Source organism: Mesorhizobium sp. 128a (genome assembly GCF_053848025.1).
The window spans coordinates 108,477-133,866 of sequence record NZ_JBSPKY010000005.1 but is presented as its reverse complement, the minus strand read 5'-3'; the positions used below and the strand labels follow the sequence as shown (position 1 = coordinate 133,866).

Genomic DNA, 25,390 nt, shown 5'->3' with positions numbered 1-25,390 from the left:
GCTGATGTCATCATTCCGCGGCTTCGCCCTTCACGCCGATGTCGTTTGCAACGGCGTCACTGGCGGCATCGACCGGGCCGTCGTCGAGCAGGAACCCGCCCGACTGGCGCTGCCAGAGCTGCGCGTAGAGCCCGCCGCTGGCGACGAGGTCCTCATGCGACCCTTCCTCGATGACACGGCCCTTGTCGAGGACGATGAGCCTGTCCATCGCCGCAATGGTCGACAGCCGGTGCGCGATGGCGATGACGGTCTTGCCTTGCATGAGCTTGTAGAGATTCTCCTGGATGGCGGCCTCGGCTTCGGAATCCAGCGCCGAGGTCGCTTCGTCAAGGATAAGTATCGGCGCGTCCTTCAACATAACGCGAGCAATGGCGATGCGTTGCCGCTGGCCGCCCGACAATTTGACGCCCCGGTCGCCGACATGAGCGTCGAACCCTTTGCGTCCAGTGTGGTCCGAAAGCCCGCCGATGAACTCCAGCGCCTCGGCCCGCCCGGCTGCCTCGACGACCATCTCTTCCGTGGCGTCGGGCCGGCCGTAGAGGATGTTGTCGCGCACCGAACGGTGCAGCAGCGAGGTGTCCTGCGTCACCATGCCGATCTGTGCGCGCAGCGAATCCTGCGTCACCGATGCGATCTCCTGGCCGTCGATCAGGATCCGGCCTTTCTCAAGGTCATAGAAGCGCAACAGGAGGTTGACCAGCGTCGACTTGCCCGCACCGGAGCGGCCGACAATGCCGACCTTCTCGCCAGGCTTCACCGTCAGCGACAGGCTCTCGATGACGCCCTTCTGCTTGCCGTAATGGAAGCGGATATCGTCGAACTGAATCTCACCCTTGGTGACGGCAATGTCCTTCGCCCCCGGCCGGTCCTCGACCAGGCGCGGCAACGAGATCGAGGCGATACCGTCCTGCACCGTGCCGATGTTCTCGAACAGGCCGGACATTTCCCACATGATCCACTGCGACATGCCCCACATCCTGAGCACAAGGCCGATGACCACGGCGACGGCGCCGATCGTCACCGCCTGGCCAAGCCACAGCCACAGCGCCAGCGCCGTCACGGAGAACAGCAGCAACGCGTTGAGGATGTAGAGCAGGCCGTAAAGCACAGTCACCAGCCGCATCGAACGGTAGACCGTGTCGAGGAAGCCGGCCATGCCTTCCCTGGCGAACGTTGCTTCGCGGCGCGCATGGGAAAACAGCTTGACCGTCTGGATGTTGGTGTAGCTGTCGACGACGCGGCCGGTCATGGTCGAGCGCGCATTGGCTTGCGCCTCGCCGACCTTTCCGAGCTTCGGGATGAAGTAGCGCAACAGGCCGATATAGCCGAGCAGCCAGACGCCAAGCGGTGCCGCCAGCCTCACGTCGGCAGAACCGACGATGAAGAGCATGCCGAGGAAATAGACGATGACGTAGTTGAGGACGTCGATCACCTTGATGACGCATTCGCGCACGGCAAGCGCCGTCTGCATCAGCTTGGTGGCGATGCGGCCGGCGAATTCGTCCTGGTAGAAGCTCATCGACTGCTTCAAGAGATAGCGATGCACCTGCCAGCGGATTCGCATTGGGTAGTTGCCCATCAGCGTCTGCTGGTTGAGCAGCGAGTGCAGCCAAACCGTACCGGGCAGCGCAAACAGCACGACGAAGGCCATGCCGGCGAGCTTCCAACTCTCGGTCTGCAGGAAGGTTTCGCGATTCTGCCCGGACAGCCAGTCGACGATGCGGCCCATGAAGCCGAACATCCACACTTCGGCGACCGCGATCGCCGTCACCAGCACCGCATCGACGATGATGTAGGGCCAGGCGCCCCGCGTATAATGCACGCAGAAGGCAACCAGCGTCTTCGGCGGCTCGACCGGTTCCGCTGCGGGGAACGGATCGAGCCTTTTTTCAAACCAGCTGAACATGTTGATGCTCACAAATCAGTTTTCCGCTCACGCGGCGTGGGAAAGGTCCCCGGAGCGTACGAAGTCGGGGACCGACGGCCCGGAATCACCCGGGCCATCGGTCCTGCTTCGCCCAATATAGGGACTTGCGGGCTTTTCGCCGACAGACGCGGTCGACTGACCTGACGGCACGCCGCCGCCAGCCCGGTTTTTCGCGCCCGGCCGTATGAGCCGGATGATCCGGCGCACCAGCGACGGCCGACTGTGGTCTGGAACCGCGCGCGAGAAATCGACATCCGGCAACATGCCGCGATGCGGACGCCGGCGCGTCTCGGCGTGAACCACCGACGAATAGGTCTCGCCGACCAGCAACGCCCAGGTCGCCGTCTTGCGCTCGTGCAGGCTTCTTGAACCAGGTATTTTATAGGGATCGAACATCGGTCCGTCCTCCGTGTGCAAAAAGAGATAAAAAGGCGAGGCAATGTCGTGCGCCGGCATTCGGCCGGACGCACGGATTGCATCGGTCGGGACACGAGGGGACACCCCGGTCGGGACACGCTCAGCTGGGGCGTACAGCCCCTTCAACAGGTTGAAAAACATCGCAGGATTCCTTCGAAAGCCGAAAACTGGGTTCGGCGGGAATCGGTGCGATCAGATCCAAGAAGTCAGGTAAATCGTCGTACCGAAACCGCCGGCAGGCAGGTAAGCCCACGGGAGGGGCGCTGGATGTGCATGGTCATCATGAAATACCCCTCCATCGGTTCGGGTTGACAATGCGTGCGGTATAATCGACTTCGCAGAAAATGGCCACCCGCAGGTCCAGCAATTTCCAAAACCAGGAGTCCGCTGTGGCCGATCTGCCACTTATTAGGAAGACGCGGAAATGAACCACCGTCTCCGCATCGCTCTCTACCAGCCTGACATTGCCGGCAACACCGGGACAATCCTGCGCTTCGCCGCCTGCCTCGGTCTTGGCGTCGACATTATCGAACCGGCCGGCTTCCCGCTCTCCGACAAAGCGCTCAAGCGAGCCGGGATGGACTATCTCGAAATGGCCGCTTTGACCCGGCATGTCGACTGGAACGCCTTCGAGGACTGGCGCAGAGGCCAAGCGCGCCGGCTGGTGCTGCTCACCACCAAAGCCGCGACTGCCTACACCGGCTTTGCCTTTACCGATGGCGACATCCTGCTGTTCGGCCGCGAATCCGCCGGGGTGCCCGATTCTGTCCATCGGGCGGCGGATGCGCGGCTGACGATCCCGATGCAGCCCGGCACGCGCAGCATCAATGTCGCACTGTCCGTCGCCATGGTCGCCGGCGAAGCCATCCGGCAGCTCGGCTAGAACCTTCAATGCGTTGTCGCCATCGCCAACGGCCGTTGCGTCTTGCGTCATTCTCACCCAGGCGCACATCGCCTTCTCCTCAATTGCCCTATCGACATTTCCTGGCTACAAGCTCAACTTAACTTGAGGTCAAGCGGAAAAACGAAATGGCTCCGATAAAGGAATTGACGGTTGGCCAGGTGGCCATGCGCAGCGGCGTGGCAGTGTCGGCGCTGCATTTCTACGAGGCGCGCGGGCTGATCCGCAGCCACCGCACGGCGGGCAACCAGCGGCGCTATGGGCGCGACGTGCTGCGGCGGGTGGCGATCATCCGGATTGCGCAGGAGGTCGGCATCTCGCTCGCCGAGATTGCTGCCGCACTTGAATCGCTGCCGGAGGGCCGTACGCCGACGCGCGAGGACTGGAACCTGCTGTCGACTGGATGGCGCGACGACCTCGACCGCAAGATCAGCCAGTTAAAGAAGCTGCGCGACGGCCTCACCGACTGCATCGGCTGCGGCTGCATGTCGATCGACAAGTGCCCGCTGAGGAACAAGGGCGACCGGCTGGCCCTAGAAGGGGCAGGCGCGCGGAGATTAATCGCGTCATGAACAAAGGCATGCGATCATTGGGCGATGAGGAGGAAACATCTTTGCGAGGACACCTAATGCAAGCAGACGAAGAGACACAGCTCATTTCCATCTACCGGATCGATTCTGGCGGCATGCCAACCCTCTTTACCTCCATCAGCTTCGATGAAGCGCGGAAGATGGGGTTGGAAAAATTCGGCAAACTGCTTGGCGAGAACCTGATCCTAGATTCTCCAAAGTTGCGCGATCTGTTTTTGCCGTGACATCCCCTAGTCCGCCGCCGGCAGCCGCCGTATCGTGAATTCGATGACGTCTCCGGGCCGTTCGAACCAGCTCTCGATCTCGGTCCAATAGGCCTGCTTGGGGAAGCGTTCGAACCATTCCTTGGCTTTGAGCCGCGCATCCGAGCGCGGCAGGACGAAGGTTTCGCGCAAAAAGCCGTCACGCGGCATACGCTCGTGCTCGGCGCGCGAACGGTCGAGCCTTTTCTTCAGGCCGTGCAGCGGCGGTCTTGCCGGGGTGCGCACCAAAGAACTCCTGGGCCTCTACCAGATGACACTTGACCCTTGCTCCCAAGAGATTAGGGATCGCGCCCGGAAAAGACGAGTCATTTGTCGGCTCGGCTGGAGACGTGATTTGGAACGACCAGAAATACCGGCGGGCCTTCCAGCCGACATTGAACAGAAGAAGATGAAGGCCAGGCTCTGGTTCGAGACGCTGCGCGAGCGCATCTGCACCACCTTCGAGCAGATAGAGCAGGACTTGACCGGCCCGCTCGTCGAATGGTCGCCCGGCCGTTTCGAAAAGACGCCGTGGGAGCGCGACCAGGGCAAGGGCGGCGGCGGCACCATGTCGATGATGCGGGGCCGCGTCTTCGAGAAGGTCGGCGTCCACACCTCGACCGTCCATGGCGAGTTCTCGCCTGAGTTCAGGAAGCAGATGCCCGGCGCCGAAGAAGACCCGAGTTTCTGGGCATCGGGCATTTCGCTGATCGCGCATCCGTGGAACCCAAAGGTGCCTGCGGTGCATATGAACACCCGCATGGTCGTGACGTCGCGCCACTGGTTCGGCGGCGGCGCCGATCTGACCCCGGTGCTGGACCGAAACCGCACTGAAGATCACCCCGATACGGTCGCCTTCCACCGCGCCATGCGGTTTGCCTGCGAGAAGAACGCCGCGGTCGCCGACCACCCCAAATTCAAGGCCTGGTGCGACGAGTATTTCTATCTGCCGCACCGCAACGAGCCGCGCGGCGTTGGCGGCATCTTTTTCGACTGGCTGCATTCGAGCGAGGACAAAGGCGGCTGGAACGCCGATTTCAACTTCGTCCAGGATGTCGGGCGCTCTTTTCTTGTCGTCTATGGCCATCTGGTTCGGGCCCATTTCAATGAAAGCTGGACCGACGACGACCGCGACGAACAGCTCGTCCGCCGCGGCCGTTACGTCGAATTCAACCTTCTTCACGATCGCGGCACCATCTTCGGCCTGAAGACCGGCGGCAATGTCGCCTCGATCCTGTCCAGCCTGCCACCGGAAGTGAGATGGCCGTAACAAATCGGTGAGCGAAGCGTGAGCCGCAAAAGCGTCCCATTCACCGAATCTGGGCAGGCAATGTGGCATTGCCATTATCTTTTTCGTCTAATAGGCAATTGAACTAAAAGGATTATTTGTCGTTTCCGGGTCGGGAAGCGCCGGTGGTTCGCTCCCGAACTGCGACTCGACGCAACCAGACGGCCCTTAACGAAGCGGAGCATTTTCCCAATCGAATGCCCCGCATTTTTCCAGGAGTACTTACCATGCGCAAACTCATTGTTTCGGCTGCCGCGGCCGCCCTTCTTGCCTCAGGCTCGGTTGCCTTTGCCGCGGTCAAGCACACCACGGGCACGGTCAAGACCTACGATGGAACGGCCATGAGCCTCGTTCTGGACGACGGATCCACCTTTACGCTGCCCAAGACCTTCAAGGATCCTGGCCTGAAGGCCGGCGAAAAGGTCCGCGTTTCCTGGGACATGAGCGGCAAGAACAAAGTTGCCGAGGCAGTCAAGATCATGAGGTGACGGCCCTGTCGGAACAAGACCAAACTGGTCTTGTTCTGGGGTAGCGTAGAGAGGCGGAGCAGCGCTGCTCCGCCTTTTTTGCCTATGCATGTCACCCAAAAGTGACCTCGGTTTTGGGAAAATGACATGCATAAAATCGAAGAACTAAAGCGCGTTGCGTGTAACCGTCTAGACGCGACACGCTTTAGCGGCAACCAAAACCGCTGAACCGTGTTATGCTTGTTCCCCCGTACGTGCCCCCAAAACCGACTGCGGCGACAGGGCGCGAAACAAAGGTGACGGGAGCTTCGTGCGCCCATGAGAGGCGCAGGCTCCCAGGAGGAAAGGAGAAAATCCCATGAAGGAATTCCATTGCGGCTCGCTGGTTCCCGGCTGTGAGTGGCACACCCGTGCCGACGAGGAAGCCGAGGTCATGCGCCGCGCCGTCGACCATATGCGCGAGACGCATGGCGAAACGATCATCCGCGAGACGATGATCGAAGCGATCCGCTCGCGCATCGAGAAGGTGCGCGACGCGGCCTAGGGAAATACCCTATCCGGCTTTCAGGGCCTCCGCGGCGCGCTCAAGCAGCGCGTCGCGATCGAGCGCAAAGCCTGAGCCGATCCATTCCTTTTCAAGGTTTTTCAGGATCGCGCCGAGTTTCGGCCCGGGCGAGGCGCCAAGCGCGGTCAGATCGGCGCCCTTGACCGGGAACACCGGTTTTTCCCATTTCAGAGCAAATGCAAGCAGGCGCGAAAAACCGCCGGCCCGGACAAGCGCGTCATTGTCCTCGACGGCGCGCGCCCGCGCCGAGGCGAGCGACAGCCGCAGGCGGTCGACAAAACCCTGGCGGTCGCCGGCATAGAGTTTTTTGGCCACTTCCGCCTCGCTCGTCTTGGGCTCGACCGCATCCGTCAGCGCCCAGTGCCGCAGACGGTCCGCCTCATTGGTGGAGAGCTTCAGCCGCTCCCCCAGCGTCTTCATCCGCGCGGCATCCGGCGGCACGATCGCCTCCAGCCTGAGCAGCGGGTCTGGTGCCCAGCCCAGATCTTTCTCGGTCTTGACCAGCCCGTGTATGGCATCGATGCCCCATTTCTCGCTCTCCGGCAGGGCACTGGTGAGCACGCCGGCCTGGCGCATCCACAGCAGGGCGCGCGACGGGTCGGGGGCCGCCAGCAGCTTCTTCAGTTCGGACCAGATGCGCTCGGCCGAGAGCTGCGCGAGCCCTTCCTTGAGCCGGGCGCAGGCCTTCAATCCCTCGACATCGGGCCGGCCGTCGCCATACCAGGCGAAGAAACGGAAGAAGCGCAGGATGCGCAAATAGTCTTCGCGGATGCGCTGCTCGGCATCGCCGATAAAGCGCAGCCGGCGCGCCTTGATATCGCCGACGCCGCCGACTAGGTCGACGACCGTGCCATCGGCCTCGGCATAGAGCGCGTTGATGGTGAAATCGCGCCGTTCGGCGTCGGCCTTCCAGTCGCGGCCGAACGACACTTTGGCCCGGCGGCCGTCGGTCTCGATATCGGCCCGCAGCGTGGTGACCTCATAGGCCGTGCCACCGGCAACCACCGTGACGGTGCCATGCTCGATGCCGGTCGGCACAGGTTTGAAGCCTGCGGCTACAGCGCGGCGGATGGTTTCCTGAGGCAGGCAAGTGGTGGCGATATCGATGTCGGCGACCGGCTGGCCGATCAGCGCATTGCGCACCGCGCCGCCGGCGATCCGGGCCTCTTCGCCGTCTTGCGCCAGAACGCCAAGCAGCCGCTGAAGATGTTTTTCACCGAGCCAGTCGGCTCTGCCCGTCAGCGATATCGGATCACTCACGCATAAAGCCTTTCATAGAGCGTGCGGATGATGCCGGCGGTGACGCCCCAGATGCGCTGGCCGCCATAGGGCATCTCGTAGAAGAACCATTCGAGCTCGTTCCACATGCGGCTGTCCCTGGCGTGATTGGCCGGATCCATCAGGAACGAGAGCGGCACTTCGAAGGCGGCGTCGACCTCGTCGGCATTGAGCGACAGAGTAAAACCGGGCTCCACGATCGCCAGCACCGGGGCAATGCGATAGCCGCTGCCGGCGACATAGTCGGGCATGCGGCCGATGATCTCGATGCGATCCTGGCCGAGTCCGATCTCCTCGAAGGTTTCGCGCAACGCGGCTGCTTCCGGTGTCGGATCGGTCGGATCGATCGTACCGCCGGGGAAAGCCACCTGCCCGGAATGGTTGCGCAGCCTTTCCGCCCGCTTGGTCAAAAGCACAGTCGCTTCGCGTCCGTGGTCGACGACCGGGATCAGCACGGCAGCATCGCGAAGCGCCTTCAGCTGCTTCAGCCGGGGATGACCCGGGTTAAAGCGATGGTCGCCATAATCGTCGCCCGCATGGGCGTCAGCCTGCACCGCGACACGCGCGCGAAAATCCGCTGTGGAAAACGGCGGCGGCGTCACATGGTCCATCATGCGCTCAGCCGCTTCAGCTTTTCCGCCGGCATGATCGGATAGACCTCGCCTTTCGAGCGCACGGCAAACATTGTCTTGCCGCCGATGTCGATCTCCTCGCCATGCTCGACCAGTTCGTACATCACCGGCCGCGTCACCAGCGCTTCCAGCCGTCCGCGCACCAGCACATAGGGTTTCAGCCCGCCGGTCTCGTTCTCGTCGACGAAGCGCAGCGGATGGCCGGGTCCGGCCTCGACGACATCGCCGACATTGGTGCGGAAGGTGATGATTTGCCCAACGCCGGCGCCGGAAACATCCATCTCGACGGCAATGAACGGCGCGTCGACGACGCGGATGCCGACCCGTTCGACCGGCGTCACCAGATAGGTCCTGCCATCCTCGTCCTTGCGCAGCACGGTGGAAAACAATTGCACCAGCGGCATGCGGCCAATCGGCGTGCCGAGATAAAACCAGGTTCCGTCCTGTTTGATCTCCATGTCGAGATCGCCGCAAAAGTCGGGATTCCAGCGCTCCACCGGCGCCGCGCCCTTGCCGGCGCGGGTGGCGCGCGAGATCAGCGCCTCCAGGCCGCGGGCCTCTGTGGCACCGGTAAGGCCTTGTTCGCGATGTTCGGAGCGGTCCATCATGGTCACGAAATAGTCACTGTTGTTCCGCTTGTCAGCCTAAGTCTGTGATTTAAGTTCATTCGTAGGCGCCAGGCGAGGCCGAATCGCGGCATTCTGCGCACTGCGATAGTGCAAGCCGGTACCTCCAGCACAAGGATCGATGCGGCATGAGCGTGATGGTCAAGGAAAGCCCGATCAGCGAAAAGGACATGATCGCCCAGGCCGAGACGGCGCTGGCCGATATTTCCAGGGTCCGCGACGGCGTCGGCCGCGTCATCTTCGGCCAGGAAGCGGTTGTCGAGCGCACGCTGGTGGCGCTGCTGGCCGGCGGCCATGCGCTGCTGGTCGGCGTGCCCGGCCTTGCCAAGACCAAGTTGGTCGAAACGCTCGGCGTCGTGCTCGGCCTCGATTCGCGCCGCATCCAGTTCACCCCCGACCTGATGCCATCGGACATTCTCGGCTCCGAAGTGATGGAGCAGGACGAGGCCGGCAAGCGCTCCTTCCGCTTCATCTCCGGTCCGATCTTCGCGCAATTGCTGATGGCCGACGAAATCAACCGCGCCTCGCCGCGCACCCAGTCGGCGCTGCTGCAGGCGATGCAGGAATACCACGTCACCATCGCGGGCGTTCGCCACGACCTGCCCGCGCCCTTCCACGTGCTGGCGACGCAGAACCCGCTGGAGCAGGAAGGCACCTATCCCCTGCCCGAGGCGCAGCTCGACCGCTTCCTGATGCAGGTCGACATCCTCTATCCCGAAATCGAGGCGGAGCGCCGCATCCTCTTGGAAACCACCGGCATCGAGGACGCGAAGGCGCAAAACGTCCTGCAGCCTGTGCGGCTGAAGGAAATCCAGACGCTGATCCGCCGCATGCCGGTGCCGGAAAGCGTCGTCGACGCCATTCTCAAGCTGGTGCGTTCGGCGCGCCCCGGCCAGGGCAATGCCGAGACCGACAAGCACGTCGCCTGGGGTCCGGGTCCGCGTGCCAGCCAGGCGCTGACGCTCTGCGCTCGCGCGCGTGCCCTTTATGACGGAAGGCTGGCGCCGTCGGTCGACGACATCCGCGCACTGGCCGAGCCGGTGCTGCAGCATCGCATGGCGCTGACATTTGCCGCCCGCGCCGAGGGCACGACCGTGCGTGACGTGGTGGCGAAACTGGCCAAAGGCATCTGATGGCGCGTATCGGCGAAGTCCAGGCACCGGCAGCGACGCGCGACGCGCTCGCCAGGGGCCGGTTGCGGGCTTCGCTGGTGCCGGATCTGCTGGTCGAAGCGCGCCGCATCGTCAACACGGTGATCGCCGGCTGGCACGGCCGCCGCAAGCGCGGCATCGGCGAAAATTTCTGGCAGTTCCGCCCCTATGTCGAAGGCGATTCCTCGCGCATCGACTGGCGCCGGTCGGCCCGCGACGACCATACCTATGTGCGCGACCGCGAATGGGAGGCTGCCCACACGGTGTGGCTGTGGGCCGACCCCTCGCCCTCGATGCTCTACAAATCGACCGGCGCCAGCGTATCCAAGGAATCCCGCGCGCTGGTGCTGGCGCTGGCCATGGCCGAATTGCTGTCGCGCAGCGGCGAGCGCATCGCTTGGCCGGGCCTGACTGATCCGTTCACCGCCCGCAACGGCGCCGAGCGCATCGCAGCGCAATTGATGCACGCCGCCGACCCGCCGGCAAAGCCCGACCTGTCCGGCATCCGCCGCTTTTGCGACATCGTCATCGTCAGCGATTTCCTCGATCCGGTCGAAGAGACAATGGCCTGGCTCGACGTGCTTGCGCGCCACGGCGTGCGCGCGCATCTGATCGAGGTCGCCGATCCGGCCGAAGAGACCTTCCCTTATGCCGGACGCACCGAATTCACCGACCCCGAGACCGGCGACAAGCTGACCGCCGGCCGCGCCGAAATGCTCGGCGACGAATACCGCCTGCTCTACACCGCGCGCCGCCAGGAATTGGCCGGCTGGTGCAAGCGGCTGGGCTGGAGCTACACCGTCAACCACACGGACCGCCTCGCTTCCGAGGCGCTGGTGCGTATCCACATGGCGATGACCGCCGATGGCTTTGCCGGGCCGGCCGCTAGCGGTCGTGCCGGCATGACCGCCAGTGGCGGTCAGCCAGGAAAGGTCAGCGCATGAGCTGGCTGCCGCTCTCCTTCGGTGCCCCCATGGTATTGTGGGGCCTGCTGGCACTGCCGGTGATCTGGTGGCTGCTCAGGCTCACTCCCCCCAAGCCGCAAACGGAGGTGTTCCCGCCGCTGAAGATCCTCGCCCGCGTGCTGAAGCGCGAGGAAACGCCGCAGCAGAGCCCGTGGTGGCTGACGCTGCTGCGGCTGCTGATGGCCGCCCTTGTCGTTGCCGCCCTGGCCGAACCCGTCTTCAACCCGCGCGAAAAACTGCCGGCCGAGGGCGCAGCCTTGGCACTGGTCATCGACAATGACTGGGCAAGTGCCGCCGACTGGGGCAAGCGCGTCGCCACCGCCCAGCGGCTGATCGCCGACGCCGGCTTGAATGGTGTGCCGGTCGTCATCGCCTTCACCACCGAAAAACCCAATGCCGAGATCGGCCCCTTCGACGCCGCCGCAGCACTCGATCGGCTGCGCGCGGCAAAACCGCGGCCGATCCCGACCGACCGCCCCGCCGTCTATGCCCGCGTTGCCGGGGTGCTGGAGACCTTGCCCGGCGCCAGCGTTGCCGTTCTGGCCGATGGCTTGGCGGCAAAAGGCGACGAGGCCGCCTTCAACACGCTGCTGTCGAGAAATGCCGCCCGTGTCGTCTGGGCGAGCTCCGACCGGCTGGCGCTGACCGGGCTGACCGGCGCCGAGAACCAGGTCGACGGCTTTGCGCTGACCGCCATTCGCGCTCCCGGCGATCCGGCCCCGGCTCAGGTCACCGCCGGCGCCTTCGACGATAAGGGCCGGCGCATCGCCGATGCGACGCTGACATTCGCTCCCGGCGAAACCAGCGCCACCGGCACGATGGCGGTGCCGTTCGAACTGCGCAACGACTTCGCCTCGATCGCGCTCGATGGCGAGCGCCAGGCGGGTGCGGTGCGCGTGCTCGACGAAAGCTCCAAACGCCGCCGCGTCGGGTTGTTGTCGCAGGCGGAGGCCGACCAGGCGCAGCCGCTTCTGTCGCCTCTCTACTACATCAGGCGCGCGCTGCAGCCGTTTGCCGATCTGGTCGAGCCGTCGAGCGCTGATCTCGCCGACGCCATCCCGCAGCTCCTCGACCAGAAACCGGCGATGATCGTCATGGCCGATATCGGCACCATTCCGCCGCAGGTCCGTCAGCGGCTGGTCGACTGGGTCGACAATGGCGGCACGCTGGTGCGCTTCGCCGGGTCTCGACTGGCCGCCGCCGGCAATGACGACGATCTTCTGCCGGTCAGGCTGCGCACCGGCGAGCGTTCGCTGGGTGGCTCCCTGTCATGGACGACGCCGCAGGCGGTGACAGAGTTTCCGAAGAACGGCCCGTTTGCCGACCTTGCACCGCCGGCCGAAGTCACGGTGAGCCGGCAGGTCCTGGCCGAGCCGACGCCCGATATCGTCGAGCGTACCTGGGCGACGCTTGCCGACGGCACGCCGTTGGTGACCGGGCTGAAAAAGGGCAAGGGCACGCTCGTCCTGTTCCATGTCACGCCGGAAGCGACATGGTCGACCCTGCCGATCTCTGGCAGCTTCGTCGAGATGCTGCGGCGCATCGTGCAGCTGTCCCGCAACCAGGGTGCGGCGGTCGCCAACGCCGAAGCCGCCGCCACGTCGCTGGCACCCTACCGCATGATCGCGGCCGACGGCGCGCTGGTGCCGCCGACGCCTGATGCACGGCCGCTGGTGCCCGTCGCCGGCCCGCTGCCCGTGACGTTCGAGAACCCGCCCGGCCTCTATGGCTCCGAGACCGGCGTCTTCGCCCACAATCTGCTCGATCCGGCCACCGCCTTCGCGCCGCTGGCGCGGCCGCAATTCACCGTGCCGGTGACCAATATCCAATATGCTTTCGATGAATCACGCGACCTCAAGGCTCCGTTGGTCACCGCGGCACTGGTGCTGATGCTGCTCGACACGCTGGCTGTGTTCTGGATGGGCGGTCTGTTGTCGCGCAGGCCGCGCCGCGCTCGCTCGGCCGCCGCAACGACTGCTGCGCTGCTGCTCGGCCTCGGCATGCTGTTTGGCCATGCCGACCTCGCCCGCGCCGACGATGCCAAACCGGGCGACGCCGCGGCCATCGAGGACATTGCCAAGACCCGAATCGCCTATGTGCTGACCGGCGTGCCGGGTGACGATTCGATCAGCCGCGCCGGCCTTGAAGGCCTGACCCGCTTCCTGATCGAGAAGACCGCGCTTGAGCCGGGCGCGCCGGCGGGCGTCGACATCTCGAAGGACGAGCTTTCCTTCTATCCGCTGATCTACTGGCCCATCGACCCTTCCGCGCCGATGCCGAGCGAGGCCGCGATCGCCCGTATCGACGCCTATATGCAACAGGGCGGCACGGTGCTGTTCGACACGCGCGACCAGTTTGCCAACGGCATAGGTGCGGATTCGGCGAGCCCGGCAACGGAGCGGTTGCGCGACATCCTCGGCAATCTCAACGTGCCGCCGCTGGAGCCGGTGCCTGCCGACCATGTGCTGACCAAATCCTTCTTCATCCTGCCCGAATTTCCCGGTCGCTTCGCCGGCAGCCCGCTCTGGGTCGAAGCCTCGCTCGACGCCAGCAATGCCGAGAACCGGCCGGTGCGCGTCGGCGACGGCGTCTCGCCGATCCTCATCACCGCCAATGATTTTGCCGGCGCCTGGGCTGTCGACGAGAATGGCGACCCGTTGCTGCCGACCGTGCCGTCGGACCCGATGCAGCGCATCTACGCGCTGCGCGCCGGCGTCAACATCATGATGTACATGCTGACCGGCAACTACAAATCCGACCAGGTGCACGTGCCGATCCTGCTCGAACGGTTGGGGCAGTAAGATCATGAACTGGTCGATCTCCTTCGAACCTCTGCTGTCCTGGCCCTTGCTGGCTTTGGTGCTCGTGCCGCTGCTGCTGCTCGCGGCTGTTGGCCTGTGGTTTCGCCAGCGCGGCGCGATCTTCCGCTTCGCCGCGCTGATTGCGCTGGGCGCCGCCTTGCTCAATCCAGTCTTCCTCGACGAGGAGCGCGAGGCGTTGAAGAGTGTGGTTGCCGTCATCGTCGACCGCAGCCAGAGCCAGGACATAGGCGACCGAACCAAACAGACAGACGAAGCGCTGGCCGGGTTGCAGCAGCGCCTTGCCCGCTTCAAGCAGTTCGACGTCCGCGTCGTCGAGGCCGGCAAATCGGAAGCCGCGGAGGAGCGCACCGAAACCAGGCTTTTTGCAGCCCTCGAAGGCGCTTTCCGCGACGTGCCGCCATCGCGCATCGGTGGCGCCATCATGATCACCGATGGCGAGGTGCATGACGCACCGCCCGCCGCCTCCGACTTCAACGCGCCGCTGCACGCGCTGATCACCGGCAATGAGCACGAGAAGGACCGCCGCATCCGCTTCGAGAACGCGCCGCGCTTCGGCCTGGTCGGCAAGCCTCTCGACATGACCTACCGTGTCATCGCCACCGACGGCGAAACCGGCCCGGTCGATGTGCGCGTCTCGGTCAATGGTGAGCAGGTGGCGGTCGAAGAGGCCACCATCGGCCAGGCCATGCCGCTGCAGGTGACCATTCCCGGCGCCGGCCGCAACATCGTCGAACTCTCCATCGACCGCGAGCCGGGCGAACTGACCGACGCCAACAACCGCGCCATCGCGCTGATCGACGGCATCCGCGAGAATTTGCGCGTGCTGCTGGTCTCCGGCGAGCCGCATGCCGGCGAGCGCACCTGGCGCAATCTGCTGAAATCCGACGCTTCGGTCGATCTCGTCCACTTCACCATTCTGCGGCCGCCGGAAAAGCAGGACGGCACACCGATCAACGAATTGTCGCTGATCGCCTTCCCGACGCGCGAATTGTTCGTCGAGAAGATCAAGGATTTCGATCTCATCATCTTCGATCGCTACCAGCACCGCGATGTGCTGCCGATCCTCTATTACGACTACATCTCCGAATATGTCGAAAAGGGCGGCGCGCTTTTGATCGCAGCCGGGCCGGAATATGCCGGCGACGCCTCGATTGCCCGCACACCGCTGATGTCGTCGCTGCCGGCGATGCCGACCGGCGAAGTCATCGACAAGGCCTTCTATCCGCGCCTCACCGATGTTGGCCAGCGCCATCCGGTGACGCGCGGCCTCGACGGTTCGGCCACAGAGCCGCCGCACTGGAGCCGCTGGTTCCGTACCATCGGCGTGCAGAACCCTGAAGGCGAAGTGGTGATGAAGGGCGCCGACAACCGTCCCCTGCTTTTGCTCGACCACAAGGGCGAAGGCCGCGTCGGCATGCTGCTGTCCGATCAGGGCTGGTTGTGGGCGCGCGGCTTCGAGGGCGGCGGCCCGCATGTCCAGCTCTATCGCCGCATCGCCCACTGGCTGATGAAGGAGCCCGAGCTCGAGGAAGAGCGGCTGACCGCCGACGGCCGCGGCATGGTGCTTGAAATCCGCCGCCAGACAATGAGCGACGATCCCGGCCCGGCCCAGGTCATCACCCCATCTGGCAAGGCACTGATCGTCAAGCTGGAGAAATCCGAACCCGGTGTCTTCCTGGGCAGCGTCGAGACCAAGGAGATCGGCCTCTACCAGATCGGCAATGGCGACCTGACCGCACTTGCCCATGTCGGTCCGGTCAACGCGCCGGAATTCTCCGACGTCATCTCCACCGAGAACCGGCTGAAGGCGCCGGCGGAAGCCACTGGCGGCAGCGTGCGCCGGCTGGCGGCGTCCTCGACCCTTGGCGAGCTTACCGGCAGTGTCGCCCTGCCCTCCATCGTCCCGGTCCGCGCCTCCGGCGCCGCCTCGGGCGCCGACTGGATCGGCTTGCGCACCACCGACGACAGCGTGCTGAAAGCAGTCTCCCGCGTGCCGCTGTTCGGCGGCTTCCTCGGCCTCGGCCTGCTGCTGCTCGCAATGGGCGCGATGTGGTATCGCGAGGGAAGGTAAGTTGCGTGTCCTCCTTCTCCCCGTTCACGGGGAGAAGGTGCCCGAAGGGCGGATGAGGGGCAGCGCGAAATTGACGTGATTAGCGATCTCTACGGCAGACCTATCTGAACTATTGTCGACGTCCGCGCCGCCCCTCATTGTCCTGCCGGACATTTCTCCCCGTAAACGGGGAGAAAGAAGCTACTCCTCCGGCTCCGTCGTAAACAGCAGCGGATAGCCCTTGGCCTTGCCGGCATCGGTGGCGCGCGTCGCCTTGGTCTCGGCGACGTCCCGGGTGAAGACCGCGACGACGCAGACGCCGCGCTGGTGCGCGGTGATCATCACCCGGTGCGCCTGGTCTTCGCTGAGCTTGAACTCGCCCTTCAGCACCGTCACCACGAATTCACGCGGCGTGAAATCGTCATTGATGAGGATGACCTTGTAGAGCTTCGGCCGCTCGGTCTGCGGCTTGGTCTTGGTGCGGGGCTTCGAGGTGATTTCAGGCATCGGGAACCGTCATCGCGCGAGGGTCGCTCTCACTTTGTCATGGGGGAAAGCGGTCGTCCATTTTGATCGGCGCGCGAAACCGGCTTGCCGGGAGTGCTGCCGTTCACAAATTTAGGAACTGTCTGCTGCGGTTCAACGGCCCTGGCGGTCGATGATGCGACGGGTATGGAATTGCCGGGCGGTGGATGCCGCATCCGGCCTGGATCCGGCCGCCTTGCGCTCCATCCCGGCGACAGCGAGCCAGCCGACAAAGCAGGCCAGCGCGCCACCGGTGAGTACGGCAAGCAGCAGGCTCTGCCATGGTGTGATGTATTGCCAGTTGCTGGAGATGGCCGGCGCAAACAGCGACGGCTCGGTGCGCCCGCTCACCGGATCGGGCACCGGGCTGGCGGAAAACTGAATCAGCACCCTGACCACAGCCGAGGCCACAAGGCCGCCAATGGCCATCGAACGTAGAATGGATGAAAGCCGCTTCTTCATACTGGCTGTCCTATCGGACCGGCATTGCAAACGGGTTAAAGTCCTGGGCGGCCGGCGCCCATCAACGGGATAATCACGCTCGTCAGATACGACAAGGCCGCTCCAGCCGGGGGTGTGGCTGGAGCGGCCTTGTTACAGACAACCCTGTCGGGCTGGTCTGGATCAGGCCTTCGGAGCGTCCTTCTTGACGATCTTCTTGGCCTTCTTGTGCTTCTTGACGGGCTTCTTGGCGACGACCTTCTTCACCGGGGGCTTCGCGGTCGTGGTCGCCGGAGCGGCCGTCGTGGCAGCCGGAGCAGCGGTCGTGGTGGCAGCGGCATTGCCCAGGGCCGGCATCGCGAAAGCGAGAGCGACGGCGAGACCGGTGGCGGAGAGGATGGACTTCTTCATGGCTTCATTCCTTGTTTGTGCGGGTCGGTTTTGAGTGTCACTGAACCGGGTCGATCGGTGTCACTCCAAGCAGCTTCAAAGCGTTCGCGAGCATCCGGATACCCTGTGCCTGTTTCTTGTTGGCGCAGAACCGGTTTCCCTTTCTTTGCAGTGCTTTCGCCGCGGTGACCTGCGTTGCCGCGGCATGGGTTTCGAGGGCTTCGTCTACCTGGCGATTGAGATCGATGCAGCGCTCGCTCCTTGTGACCGGCGTCACCTTTGCGCTGGAGGCTGCGACCGCGGCCGTGACGAGCGAAATGCTGAACAGCGCACCCATCAAGCTGATCGCGAACCTGTGCATTGGTAATGTCCGTTACTCCAGAGACTAGCGTCGCAGCCGATGACCTGACCGCCACGGCAACCTTTATGCCTTTGATTTTTTTCGGAAGTTTTTCCGGAATATAGAATTTTGTTTCTGGATTGTTTCTGGCAAATCGGCTCTGCAGGCGATCGTCGCCGCTGGCCAACATGTGGCCAGAATTCTATCGTGTGGGTGACGTCGCTAAAGCAGACTCGAAGGGCGGCCCCCCGACTGGCCGCCAGCAATGACAGGATCGCCGTGAAATCCGATGCACACATACTGATCGTCGATGACGACAAGGGCATTCGCGACCTGCTTCAGGAATTTTTCCAGAAGCGCGGGCTGCGCACCACGGTTGCCGCCGACGGCATCGAGATGGAGGACATACTGCGCCGCACGCAGGTCGACCTGATCGTTCTCGATGTGATGCTACCCGGGAAAAGCGGGCTGGAGCTCTGCCGCGACCTGCGCGCCAGCTACTCCACGCCGATCATCATGCTGACGGCAGTCACCGAGACCACCGACCGTGTGGTGGGGCTGGAGATGGGCGCCGACGATTATGTTCCGAAGCCCTTCGATCCGCGCGAACTTCTGGCCCGCATCCGTGCCGTGCTGAGACGTAATGGTGCTGCCGAGCCTAAGCGCCCCACCACCAAGCAGATCTACCATTTCGCCGGCTGGACGATGGACTGTTCGCGCCGCCGGCTGATGGCGCCGGGCGACGTCAGGGTCGAGCTGACCATGGCTGAGTTCAACCTCTTGCAGACCTTCGTCAAAAGCGCGCAGCGCGTGCTTACGCGAGACCAACTCATCGAGCTTTCCGGCGGCGACAGCGACTATTCCTTCGACCGCAGCATCGACATTCTGGTTAGCCGTCTCAGGCGCAAGATGGAAGACGACCCCAAGACGCCCAAGCTGATCCTGACCGTGCGCAGCGGCGGCTACCAGTTCCTGCCCGAGACCACCTCCGAATGAGACGCCTGCTGCCGCAAACCCTGCCGGTCTGGGTTTTGCTCATTGTCATTGCCGGCCTGCTGATCAGCCAGGTCGCCACCCTCTATATCGTCTCGCGCGACCGTGCCGTCGCCAATGACGAGGTCGATCTCTACCGGCTGAACGACCGCGCCTATTCGCTGGTGCAGCTTATGCACGACGACACGCCAGAGCAGCGCAAGCTGACGGCATCCGGCTTGTTCAACGCCACCTATGCGCTCACCGTGTCGGACACGCCCGCCGTCACCTCGTCGATCGCCGGCGACGACGAACTGGCCGAGCTCGAGGACATCCTGGTAGGGCGGCTGTCGAAATTCGGCATCACCGACGCGCGCGTCCGGCGCGATCCGGCATCGCAGGCAGCCAACGCGCCTGGCGGCGTGGTGCTCACCAAGGATGTCGGCGCGGTGGAGCGTGATCTCCTGGGACTGGCGGCAAGCTTTGCCCAGAGCGACAAGCTGACGGCATCGGTCCGCTTTGCCGACGGCCAATGGCTGAACTTTACCGAGCCCAACACGCCGGTCGGACCGATATTGAGCTTCGACAGCCTGCCGCTCTATTCACTGATCGCCGGGCTGGTGGTGATCATGTCGATCTGGTCGCTACGCCGGCTGACGGCGCCCTACCGGATGATGGAAACGGCAGTCAATCGGATCGGCACCGATCTGAAGAGCCCGCCGATCGCCGAGACCGGCAGCCGCGAAATCCGTGCCGCGGCCAAAGCCGTCAACGCCATGCAGGTCCGGCTGCGCGACTATGTCGAGGACCGCGAGCATCTTGCGGCGGCACTCGCCCACGATCTGCGCACGCCGCTGACCCGCATGCGGCTGCGCCTGGAACTGTTGCGCAAATCGACGGCGCGCGAGGCGCTGGCCCACGACCTCGCCGACATCGAGAGCATTGCCAGCTCCGTCATCGACTTCGCCACCTTCGAGGTCACCGAGGAAAAGAGCGAGCGGATCGATTTCTGGTCGCTGGTGGAATCGATCGCCGACGGTTTCGAGGACGTCTCGTTCGACCATGACGGCGCAAGGCCGCGTGGCATGATCTGCATGGCGCGGCCGGTGGCGCTCAAGCGCTGCGTCAACAATCTGGTCCAGAATGCCGTGACCTACGGCAAGAAGGCGCATCTGAGCCTGCGCCAGTCCGACGGCACGATCACGCTGGTCATCCGCGACGAGGGGCCGGGCATACCGCAGGCGCAGCTCGACCAGGTGTTCGGCTCTTTCGTGCGGCTGGAGCAGTCGCGCAACCGGCAGACCGGTGGCCTTGGCCTCGGCCTGACCATTGCCCGCAACATTGCGCGTGCCGCCGGCGGCGAAGTCAACCTGTCCAATCATCCCGGCGGCGGCCTGCTGACGGAACTCAGCCTGCCGCTGACAGCATAAGGCAGCAGACTATCGTCTCGGTATGCACCAGGGGCTGGATCAGCCAACCCAACCTTGCAATAGTGCGGCCGCTCGAACAGGAGGAGATCGCCGCATGTTTTATGCCATCTTGGCCTATCACGTCGAACAGACCATCCAGTCCCTGACGCCGCAGCAGGATGCGGCGCTGATGCACGACCTGCTCGAGGTCAATGCAAGGCTGACCCGGGACGGCAAGCTCGGGCCGGCGGCAAGACTGGGCGCGACGGCCAACGCCGTCACGCTGCGCGGTCCGGGAGACGGCATCGTCATCGACGGGCCGTTTGCTGAGACCAAGGAACAATTGCTGGGTCTTTATGTCCTCGACTGCGCCACGCAGGAGGCAGCGATTGCAGCTGCGCGCGACTTGCGTCGCGTGAACCCTTCGGCAGTCTACGAAATCCGCCCGATCACATTCTACCTTCCCGGCGTGACGTTTCCCGTCACGGAAGGATCAGGCAGGGGCGATTTCAAGGAGGCCGCCAGCGGCTGAGAGCCGACTGGCTGACCCCGTGGCCGGTCACGCAGACGCGATCTCATTGCCCAGGCGAACCATTTCGGCGACCAGCAGGTCGAGGTCCTCGCGCCGGGTGCGGTGGTTGTTGATCGCCACCCTGAGGCAATGCCGGCCCTGCACCGTCGTATCGGAAATGGCGGCGATGCCGTCTTCCTGCAGCCGCAGCATGATCTCGGTGTTGAGCGCCTTCGCGCGCTCGCCATCGAGCCTTTCCGCGCGATAGCGGAAGCAGACGATGTTGATGCTGGTCGGCGCCGCCAGCTCGAGCGCCGGTTCGGCCTCGATCAGGCTCGAGAGGTAGTGCCCTTGCGCAATGTTCTGGTCGATCAGGCGGCCGAATTTCTCGACGCCGTGTTCCCGCAGCGCCATCCACACTTTAAGTGCCTTGAAGCCGCGTGACGTCTGCAGGCCGTAGTCGTGCAGCCATTGCCCCGAGGCAAGGCCGCGCGGCGTCGATTCCAGATATTCCGGCGTCACCGCAAAGGTTGTGCGATGCGCCGAAGCATCCCTGACCAGCGCGCAGCCCGCCTCGAACGGCGCATGCAGCCATTTGTGCGGATCGAGCGCGATGGAATCGGCCCATTCGAGGCCGCCGACGCGGTGGGCATTCTCAGGCGCAATCGCGATCAACGCACCGATGCAGCCGTCGACGTGGAACCACATGTCTTCCTCATGCGCCAGCTTGGCCAGCGCCCGCAGATCGTCGATCGCGCCGGTGTTCACCGTGCCGGCATTGCCGATGATGCATGCCGGCTTGAACCCGGCCGCGCGGTCTTCGGCAATCGCCGCCCGCAATGCCCTAATGTCGATGCGCAGGCTGGCATCGCTGGCAATGCGGCGCAGCGCCCTGTTGCCGAGGCCGAGCGCTTCCATCCCCTTGCGATGACAGGAATGGATCTGGTCCGAGCCATAGAAGCGCAACGGCTTTTCGATGGCCGCAACGCCGTGCTCGCGCACGTCGATGCCGGCCTTGGTGTTGCGCGCCACGGTCAGCCCGATGATGTTGGCCATCGAGCCGCCGCTGACCAATGTGCCGCTGGCCGAGGCCGGCATGCCCGTCATCTGCTTGCACCAGTCGACCACCTGGCTGTCCATCAGGGCGGCGGCATGGTTGCCGCCGCCGAGGTTGGAGCCCTGGATTGCCGCCAGGAAATCGCCGAGCGCGCCCGTAAAATTGCTCGACCCCATATACCAGGCCCAGAAGCGCGGATGGATGTTGCCCATCGGATAGGGCATCACCTTGTCCACGACATCGCCATAGATGTCGGCAAGCGGCGTCGGCAACTGCGGCAGGGAGCCGGTGAAGAAGTCCCTCACATCTCCAGGCATCTCCTGCCACACCGGCCGTTCCCTGACGTCCCGCAGGTAGGAGACGGCATCGTCAACGATCCGATGCGACAGGATCTGCACATCGGCCCAGTCCGAGGGGTCAAGCGTTTCCTCGGTGCTTGCGGCCGAGTGTCCAGGCATCGCGTCCATGCAGATTGCTCCCGCGCCATCATGCTGGGAACTGGCAGCCGGGCGTCGAACGCGAGAGAGCGAGCTCTTCCGCATTCATCTCGGCCTCGATGCCCTCGAACAGCGGCGTCGTCATGTAGCGTTCCCCGGTATCGGGAAGCATGCACAGGATCACCGAACCGGCCGGCGCCGTGCCGGCGATCTGGCGCGCGACGGCGAAAGCCGAACCGCCGGAAATGCCGGTGAAGATGCCCTCCTGCTGCGCCAGCGCCTTGGCCCATTTCATGCCCTCCGGCCCGGCGATCGACATCACCTCGTCATAGAAGTTGCCATCGATCGCTTCCTGCAGGACATCAGGGATGAAATCCGGCGTCCAGCCCTGAATCGGGTGTGGTTCGAAGGCCGGATGGCTGGCGGCCGGCGCGCCACCAGCGCCGCGCACCTGCGGCTTGCCGCTGCCGACAAGCTGCGCGTTGGCGGGCTCGGTCAGCACGATCTTGGTCTCGGGCCGCTCGCGGCGCAGCACACGCGAGACGCCGGCGACGGTTCCGCCGGTGCCGTAGCCGGTGACGAAATAGTCCAGCCGCGAGCCGGCAAAGTCGTTGACGATCTCGCGTCCCGTGGTTGCTTCATGAATGTCGGCGTTGGCCTTGGTCTCGAACTGGCGGGCCAGGAACCAGCCATTGGCTTCGGCCAATTCCACCGCCTTCTTGTACATGCCGAAGCCTTTTTCGGCGCGCGGCGTCAGCACCACCCTGGCGCCCAGCATGCGCATCAGCTTGCGGCGCTCGACCGAAAAGCTGTCGGCCATCGTCACCACCAGCGGATAACCCTTCTGCGCGCAGACCATGGCAAGGCCGATGCCGGTGTTGCCGCTGGTCGCCTCGACGATGGTCTGTCCCGGCTTGAGCGCGCCGGTGCGCTCGCCTTCCTCGATGACGTTGAGCGCCAGCCGGTCCTTCACCGACGCCGCCGGATTGAAGAACTCGGCCTTGACGTAGATGGTGGCATGCGCCGGGCCGAGATTGTTGACGCGGATGACCGGTGTGTCGCCGACCGTGTCGAGAATGCTGTCGAACAGGCGGCCGCGGCCGGCCGTGGTCCTGATTTTCTGCTTATGCAACATGGATAACTCCTGGTTTTGCTCACGGGCCGGTTACAAACCGGCGGTTTGGGCGACGAGGTTTCGACACCTTGCCGCACTACAGGTCCTTGACGTGCCGCAATGTGGTAAATCCCACATCCGGCGCGCAAATTTTGCGAGCCGGGTGCACTTTGTCGTGTTCGGTGATAAAGCAGGGCCAGCGGGCCAGCGTGGGAGAAGGCGTGGTATCCGTCGTGGAATCGAGCGTGGAGAGCAGCCGTCAACGTCTTAGCGTGCGCCTGTTTGGACCGCCGGCGGTTGCGCGCGAAGGCGTCCCGGTCGTCCTGCCGGCATCGCGCAAGCTGCGCGCGCTGCTGGCCTATCTGGTGCTGGCGCCCCACCCGGTCGGACGTGGCAAGCTGTGCGAATTGCTGTGGGATGTCCCAAATGACCCCAGAGGTGAGCTGCGCTGGTGCCTCAGCAAATTGCGGGCTGCTTTCGACGAGCCGGGGCGACGCACGATCGAAACCGCTGATGATACAATCGCGCTTGATCTCGACGGCATTTCGGTCGACGTGCTGGATGTCGCGGCGGGGACTGCCGGGGGCATAGAAACTCTCGACCCCGAGCGACTGCAGGCGCTGTCAAAGCTCTTCGTCGGTGATTTTCTGGAGGGGCTGGAGATCGACCGCAGCCCGCTCTTCAACAGCTGGCTGACCGCGCAACGCCGTCGTTTCGGATCCTGCCACGCAGCCATACTGGAACATCTGGTCAAGACGCTCCCGGCCGATTCCGAAGACGTCACCTCTCATCTCGAAAAATGGCTGGAATTGACCCCGTTCGACAGCTGCGCCCACATCGCGCTTCTGGCAAGGTTGGCACGGCGCGGCCAGTTCGGCGCCTGCGAGGACCATCTGGTAGCAGCAGCGCAGCTGTTTCAGTCGGAAGAGCTGGATTTCGGCCCGGTGCGCCAGGCGTGGCTGGCCATTCGCACGGAACGTCACTGCGCGACTCTGCCGGCACAGCCGGTAACGGCGCCGGCTGCGAAACCGGCGCCGATCATGCTTGCCGGTGCCGAGCCTTCGACACCGCACAAAGCTTCGCTTGCCGTGATGCCGTTCGCCGAAGACGCCGGCAGCGGCATTCGCGGGGGGATGGCCGACGGCTTTACCCACGACATCATCACCCGCCTGGCCAAGCTCCGGGATTTCTTCGTCATCGCCCGTGGCTCGGTCTTCGCGCTGGCCGAGACAAACATCGCGCCGGAAGATGCCGGTCGCCGGCTGAATGTCGACTATGTCGCCACCGGTACGGTGCGCAGCGTGACAGGGCGCCTGATCGTCACCGTCGAGCTTGTCGAGGTGCGCACGGCCAGGATCGTCTGGGCCGAGACCTTCGAGCGTAGGCCCGACGACATCTTCGCGATCCTCGACGATATCGGCAACAGCATCGTGGCCTCGATCTCATCCGAGATCGAGACGGTCGAGCGCAACCGCGCCATGCTGAAGGCGCCCAATTCACTCAACGCCTGGGACGCCTACCACCGCGGCCTCTGGCACATGTATCGCTTCACCCGCAGCGAAAACGACGTCGCCCGGCATTTCTTCGATATAGCCATACGTCAGGATCCGACCTTCGCCCGCGCCTATGCCGGCCTGTCCTTCACCCATTGGCAGAGCGCTTTTCAGCGCTGGGGCGACCGCGACCAGGACAGCGCGTTTGCCTATGAAGCGGCGGGCCAGAGCTTGTTGGTCGACGATCACAACCCGGCCGCGCACTGGGCCATGGGCCGGGCGCTATGGCTGCGCGGCGAAGGCAACGCATCGCTTGTCGAGCTGGAAAGAGCTGTCGACCTCAGCCCCAATTTCGCGCTTGGCCACTATGCGCTGTCCTTCGTGCAGTCGCAGTCGGGCGACCCGCAAGCGGCGATCGGATCGTCGGATCACTCACGCCATCTGTCGCCGTTCGATCCGTTGCTATTCGGCATGCTGGGTGCACGCGCCATGGCCCATGTCCGGCTGGGCCAGTTCGACGAGGCGGCCGGTTGGGCACTGAAGGCTGCCGCCCGCCCCAATGCCCATGTCATCATCCTGTCGATCGCCGCCCATTGCCTGGCGCTGGCCGGACGGCTCGACGAGGCCAAAACCTTCGCCGCCGCCATCCGCAAGACGCTTCCGGACTATAGCACCGACGACTTCATCGGGACCTTCCGCTTCGACCCAGACGCGACAGCCCTCTACAAGCTCGGCGCCAAACGCATCGGGCTTAGCTGAACCCGCAAAGCAGCCAGCCTT

The 25,390-nt window shown here is 64.2% G+C and carries 26 protein-coding genes; 14 read left to right on the top strand and 12 right to left on the bottom strand.

Translation table 11 applies throughout. The features are described 5' to 3' along the window. Positions 1 to 10: 10 nt before the first annotated feature. Together ACWTU9_RS11430 and ACWTU9_RS11425 are read right to left on the bottom strand one after the other, a co-directional pair. Entirely contained in the window at positions 11 to 1,906 is a 1,896-nt protein-coding gene (locus ACWTU9_RS11430; RefSeq protein WP_455858372.1) for an ABC transporter ATP-binding protein, read from the bottom strand. Between the two features lie 27 nt (positions 1,907 to 1,933). Continuing rightward, a complete protein-coding gene (locus tag ACWTU9_RS11425; RefSeq protein WP_455858371.1) occupies positions 1,934 to 2,485 on the bottom strand; it encodes a hypothetical protein in 552 nt (183 codons plus the stop codon). Positions 2,486 to 2,768: 283 nt separating this feature from the next. On the opposite strand from ACWTU9_RS11425, the gene ACWTU9_RS11420 reads away from it, so the two are divergent. The 3 genes from ACWTU9_RS11420 (at position 2,769) to ACWTU9_RS11410 (ending at position 4,059) form a co-directional block, all read left to right on the top strand. Continuing rightward, entirely contained in the window at positions 2,769 to 3,227 is a 459-nt protein-coding gene (locus tag ACWTU9_RS11420; protein WP_455858370.1) for a tRNA (cytidine(34)-2'-O)-methyltransferase, read from the top strand. Positions 3,228 to 3,373: 146 nt separating this feature from the next. Continuing rightward, positions 3,374 to 3,817: a redox-sensitive transcriptional activator SoxR gene (soxR, locus tag ACWTU9_RS11415; RefSeq protein WP_455858369.1), complete on the top strand. Its 444-nt coding sequence runs from the start codon at positions 3,374 to 3,376 to the stop codon at positions 3,815 to 3,817. Beyond that, complete coding sequence (locus tag ACWTU9_RS11410) at positions 3,814 to 4,059, top strand: hypothetical protein (RefSeq protein ID WP_454585640.1); 246 nt, start codon at positions 3,814 to 3,816, stop codon at positions 4,057 to 4,059. Before soxR ends, ACWTU9_RS11410 begins: the two co-directional genes overlap by 4 nt. 6 nt (positions 4,060 to 4,065) lie before the next feature. Here ACWTU9_RS11410 and ACWTU9_RS11405 read toward each other — a convergent pair whose 3' ends face one another. Next, entirely contained in the window at positions 4,066 to 4,323 is a 258-nt protein-coding gene (locus tag ACWTU9_RS11405) for a hypothetical protein (protein WP_112396426.1), read from the bottom strand. 109 nt (positions 4,324 to 4,432) lie between these two features. Between ACWTU9_RS11405 and hemF the strand changes: the two genes are divergently transcribed. The 3 genes from hemF to ACWTU9_RS11390 all read left to right on the top strand — a co-directional run bounded on the left by hemF (position 4,433) and on the right by ACWTU9_RS11390 (position 6,376). Further along, entirely contained in the window at positions 4,433 to 5,347 is a 915-nt protein-coding gene (gene hemF / locus ACWTU9_RS11400) for an oxygen-dependent coproporphyrinogen oxidase (protein WP_455858368.1), read from the top strand. 245 nt (positions 5,348 to 5,592) lie between these two features. Beyond that, positions 5,593 to 5,853 carry a DUF1344 domain-containing protein gene (locus ACWTU9_RS11395; protein WP_455858367.1) on the top strand — a complete coding sequence of 87 codons (261 nt, stop codon included), beginning with the start codon at positions 5,593 to 5,595 and terminating at the stop codon, positions 5,851 to 5,853. A gap of 337 nt (positions 5,854 to 6,190) precedes the next feature. Beyond that, complete coding sequence (locus ACWTU9_RS11390; protein WP_454577264.1) at positions 6,191 to 6,376, top strand: DUF1059 domain-containing protein; 186 nt, start codon at positions 6,191 to 6,193, stop codon at positions 6,374 to 6,376. A 9-nt stretch (positions 6,377 to 6,385) separates the two neighbouring features. Here ACWTU9_RS11390 and ACWTU9_RS11385 read toward each other — a convergent pair whose 3' ends face one another. Genes ACWTU9_RS11385 through ACWTU9_RS11375 form a run of 3 tightly spaced genes read right to left on the bottom strand, consistent with a single transcriptional unit; the run spans position 6,386 to position 8,915 of the window. Beyond that, a complete protein-coding gene (locus tag ACWTU9_RS11385; RefSeq protein ID WP_455858366.1) occupies positions 6,386 to 7,657 on the bottom strand; it encodes a CCA tRNA nucleotidyltransferase in 1,272 nt (423 codons plus the stop codon). Then, positions 7,654 to 8,286, bottom strand: coding sequence for a CoA pyrophosphatase (locus ACWTU9_RS11380; protein ID WP_455858507.1), 633 nt, complete (start codon positions 8,284 to 8,286; stop codon positions 7,654 to 7,656). The genes ACWTU9_RS11385 and ACWTU9_RS11380 overlap by 4 nt, the downstream gene beginning before the upstream one ends. Beyond that, a complete protein-coding gene (locus ACWTU9_RS11375) occupies positions 8,286 to 8,915 on the bottom strand; it encodes a DUF1285 domain-containing protein (RefSeq protein WP_455858506.1) in 630 nt (209 codons plus the stop codon). Before ACWTU9_RS11375 ends, ACWTU9_RS11380 begins: the two co-directional genes overlap by 1 nt. 146 nt (positions 8,916 to 9,061) lie before the next feature. On the opposite strand from ACWTU9_RS11375, the gene ACWTU9_RS11370 reads away from it, so the two are divergent. The 4 genes from ACWTU9_RS11370 to ACWTU9_RS11355 are packed head-to-tail and all read left to right on the top strand — an operon-like array spanning position 9,062 to position 15,942. Further along, the gene (locus tag ACWTU9_RS11370; protein WP_454577262.1) at positions 9,062 to 10,066 is read left to right on the top strand and encodes an AAA family ATPase; all 1,005 of its coding nucleotides are present in this window, start codon (positions 9,062 to 9,064) and stop codon (positions 10,064 to 10,066) included. Beyond that, positions 10,066 to 11,028 (top strand): DUF58 domain-containing protein, encoded by a 963-nt coding sequence (locus ACWTU9_RS11365; RefSeq protein ID WP_455858365.1) that lies wholly within the window; start codon positions 10,066 to 10,068, stop codon positions 11,026 to 11,028. Before ACWTU9_RS11370 ends, ACWTU9_RS11365 begins: the two co-directional genes overlap by 1 nt. After that, entirely contained in the window at positions 11,025 to 13,850 is a 2,826-nt protein-coding gene (locus tag ACWTU9_RS11360) for a DUF4159 domain-containing protein (protein ID WP_455858364.1), read from the top strand. Before ACWTU9_RS11365 ends, ACWTU9_RS11360 begins: the two co-directional genes overlap by 4 nt. A gap of 4 nt (positions 13,851 to 13,854) precedes the next feature. Beyond that, the gene (locus ACWTU9_RS11355; protein WP_455858363.1) at positions 13,855 to 15,942 is read left to right on the top strand and encodes a hypothetical protein; all 2,088 of its coding nucleotides are present in this window, start codon (positions 13,855 to 13,857) and stop codon (positions 15,940 to 15,942) included. Positions 15,943 to 16,122: 180 nt separating this feature from the next. Here ACWTU9_RS11355 and clpS read toward each other — a convergent pair whose 3' ends face one another. The 4 genes from clpS to ACWTU9_RS11335 form a co-directional block, all read right to left on the bottom strand. After that, complete coding sequence (gene clpS, locus ACWTU9_RS11350; protein WP_181061326.1) at positions 16,123 to 16,428, bottom strand: ATP-dependent Clp protease adapter ClpS; 306 nt, start codon at positions 16,426 to 16,428, stop codon at positions 16,123 to 16,125. A 132-nt stretch (positions 16,429 to 16,560) separates the two neighbouring features. Then, the gene (locus ACWTU9_RS11345) at positions 16,561 to 16,908 is read right to left on the bottom strand and encodes a hypothetical protein (RefSeq protein WP_455858362.1); all 348 of its coding nucleotides are present in this window, start codon (positions 16,906 to 16,908) and stop codon (positions 16,561 to 16,563) included. Between the two features lie 162 nt (positions 16,909 to 17,070). After that, entirely contained in the window at positions 17,071 to 17,298 is a 228-nt protein-coding gene (locus ACWTU9_RS11340; RefSeq protein WP_455858361.1) for a hypothetical protein, read from the bottom strand. 37 nt (positions 17,299 to 17,335) lie between these two features. Continuing rightward, a complete protein-coding gene (locus ACWTU9_RS11335) occupies positions 17,336 to 17,638 on the bottom strand; it encodes a hypothetical protein (RefSeq protein ID WP_455858360.1) in 303 nt (100 codons plus the stop codon). Between the two features lie 258 nt (positions 17,639 to 17,896). On the opposite strand from ACWTU9_RS11335, the gene ACWTU9_RS11330 reads away from it, so the two are divergent. The 3 genes from ACWTU9_RS11330 to ACWTU9_RS11320 all read left to right on the top strand — a co-directional run bounded on the left by ACWTU9_RS11330 (position 17,897) and on the right by ACWTU9_RS11320 (position 20,530). Continuing rightward, positions 17,897 to 18,613: a response regulator gene (locus ACWTU9_RS11330; protein ID WP_455858359.1), complete on the top strand. Its 717-nt coding sequence runs from the start codon at positions 17,897 to 17,899 to the stop codon at positions 18,611 to 18,613. After that, entirely contained in the window at positions 18,610 to 20,019 is a 1,410-nt protein-coding gene (locus ACWTU9_RS11325) for an ATP-binding protein (protein ID WP_454585649.1), read from the top strand. Before ACWTU9_RS11330 ends, ACWTU9_RS11325 begins: the two co-directional genes overlap by 4 nt. A gap of 94 nt (positions 20,020 to 20,113) precedes the next feature. Then, entirely contained in the window at positions 20,114 to 20,530 is a 417-nt protein-coding gene (locus ACWTU9_RS11320) for a YciI family protein (RefSeq protein WP_454585650.1), read from the top strand. A gap of 27 nt (positions 20,531 to 20,557) precedes the next feature. Here the strand turns inward: ACWTU9_RS11320 and ACWTU9_RS11315 are convergent, their stop codons facing one another. Together ACWTU9_RS11315 and ACWTU9_RS11310 are read right to left on the bottom strand one after the other, a co-directional pair. After that, positions 20,558 to 22,033, bottom strand: a complete 1,476-nt coding sequence (locus ACWTU9_RS11315; RefSeq protein ID WP_455858358.1) for a pyridoxal phosphate-dependent decarboxylase family protein — start codon at positions 22,031 to 22,033, stop codon at positions 20,558 to 20,560. 19 nt (positions 22,034 to 22,052) lie between these two features. Next, complete coding sequence (locus ACWTU9_RS11310; RefSeq protein ID WP_455858357.1) at positions 22,053 to 23,138, bottom strand: PLP-dependent cysteine synthase family protein; 1,086 nt, start codon at positions 23,136 to 23,138, stop codon at positions 22,053 to 22,055. A gap of 200 nt (positions 23,139 to 23,338) precedes the next feature. Here ACWTU9_RS11310 and ACWTU9_RS11305 point away from each other — a divergent pair, with 200 nt between their 5' ends. Continuing rightward, positions 23,339 to 25,369 (top strand): transcriptional regulator, encoded by a 2,031-nt coding sequence (locus tag ACWTU9_RS11305; RefSeq protein ID WP_455858356.1) that lies wholly within the window; start codon positions 23,339 to 23,341, stop codon positions 25,367 to 25,369. Positions 25,370 to 25,390: the final 21 nt, after the last annotated feature.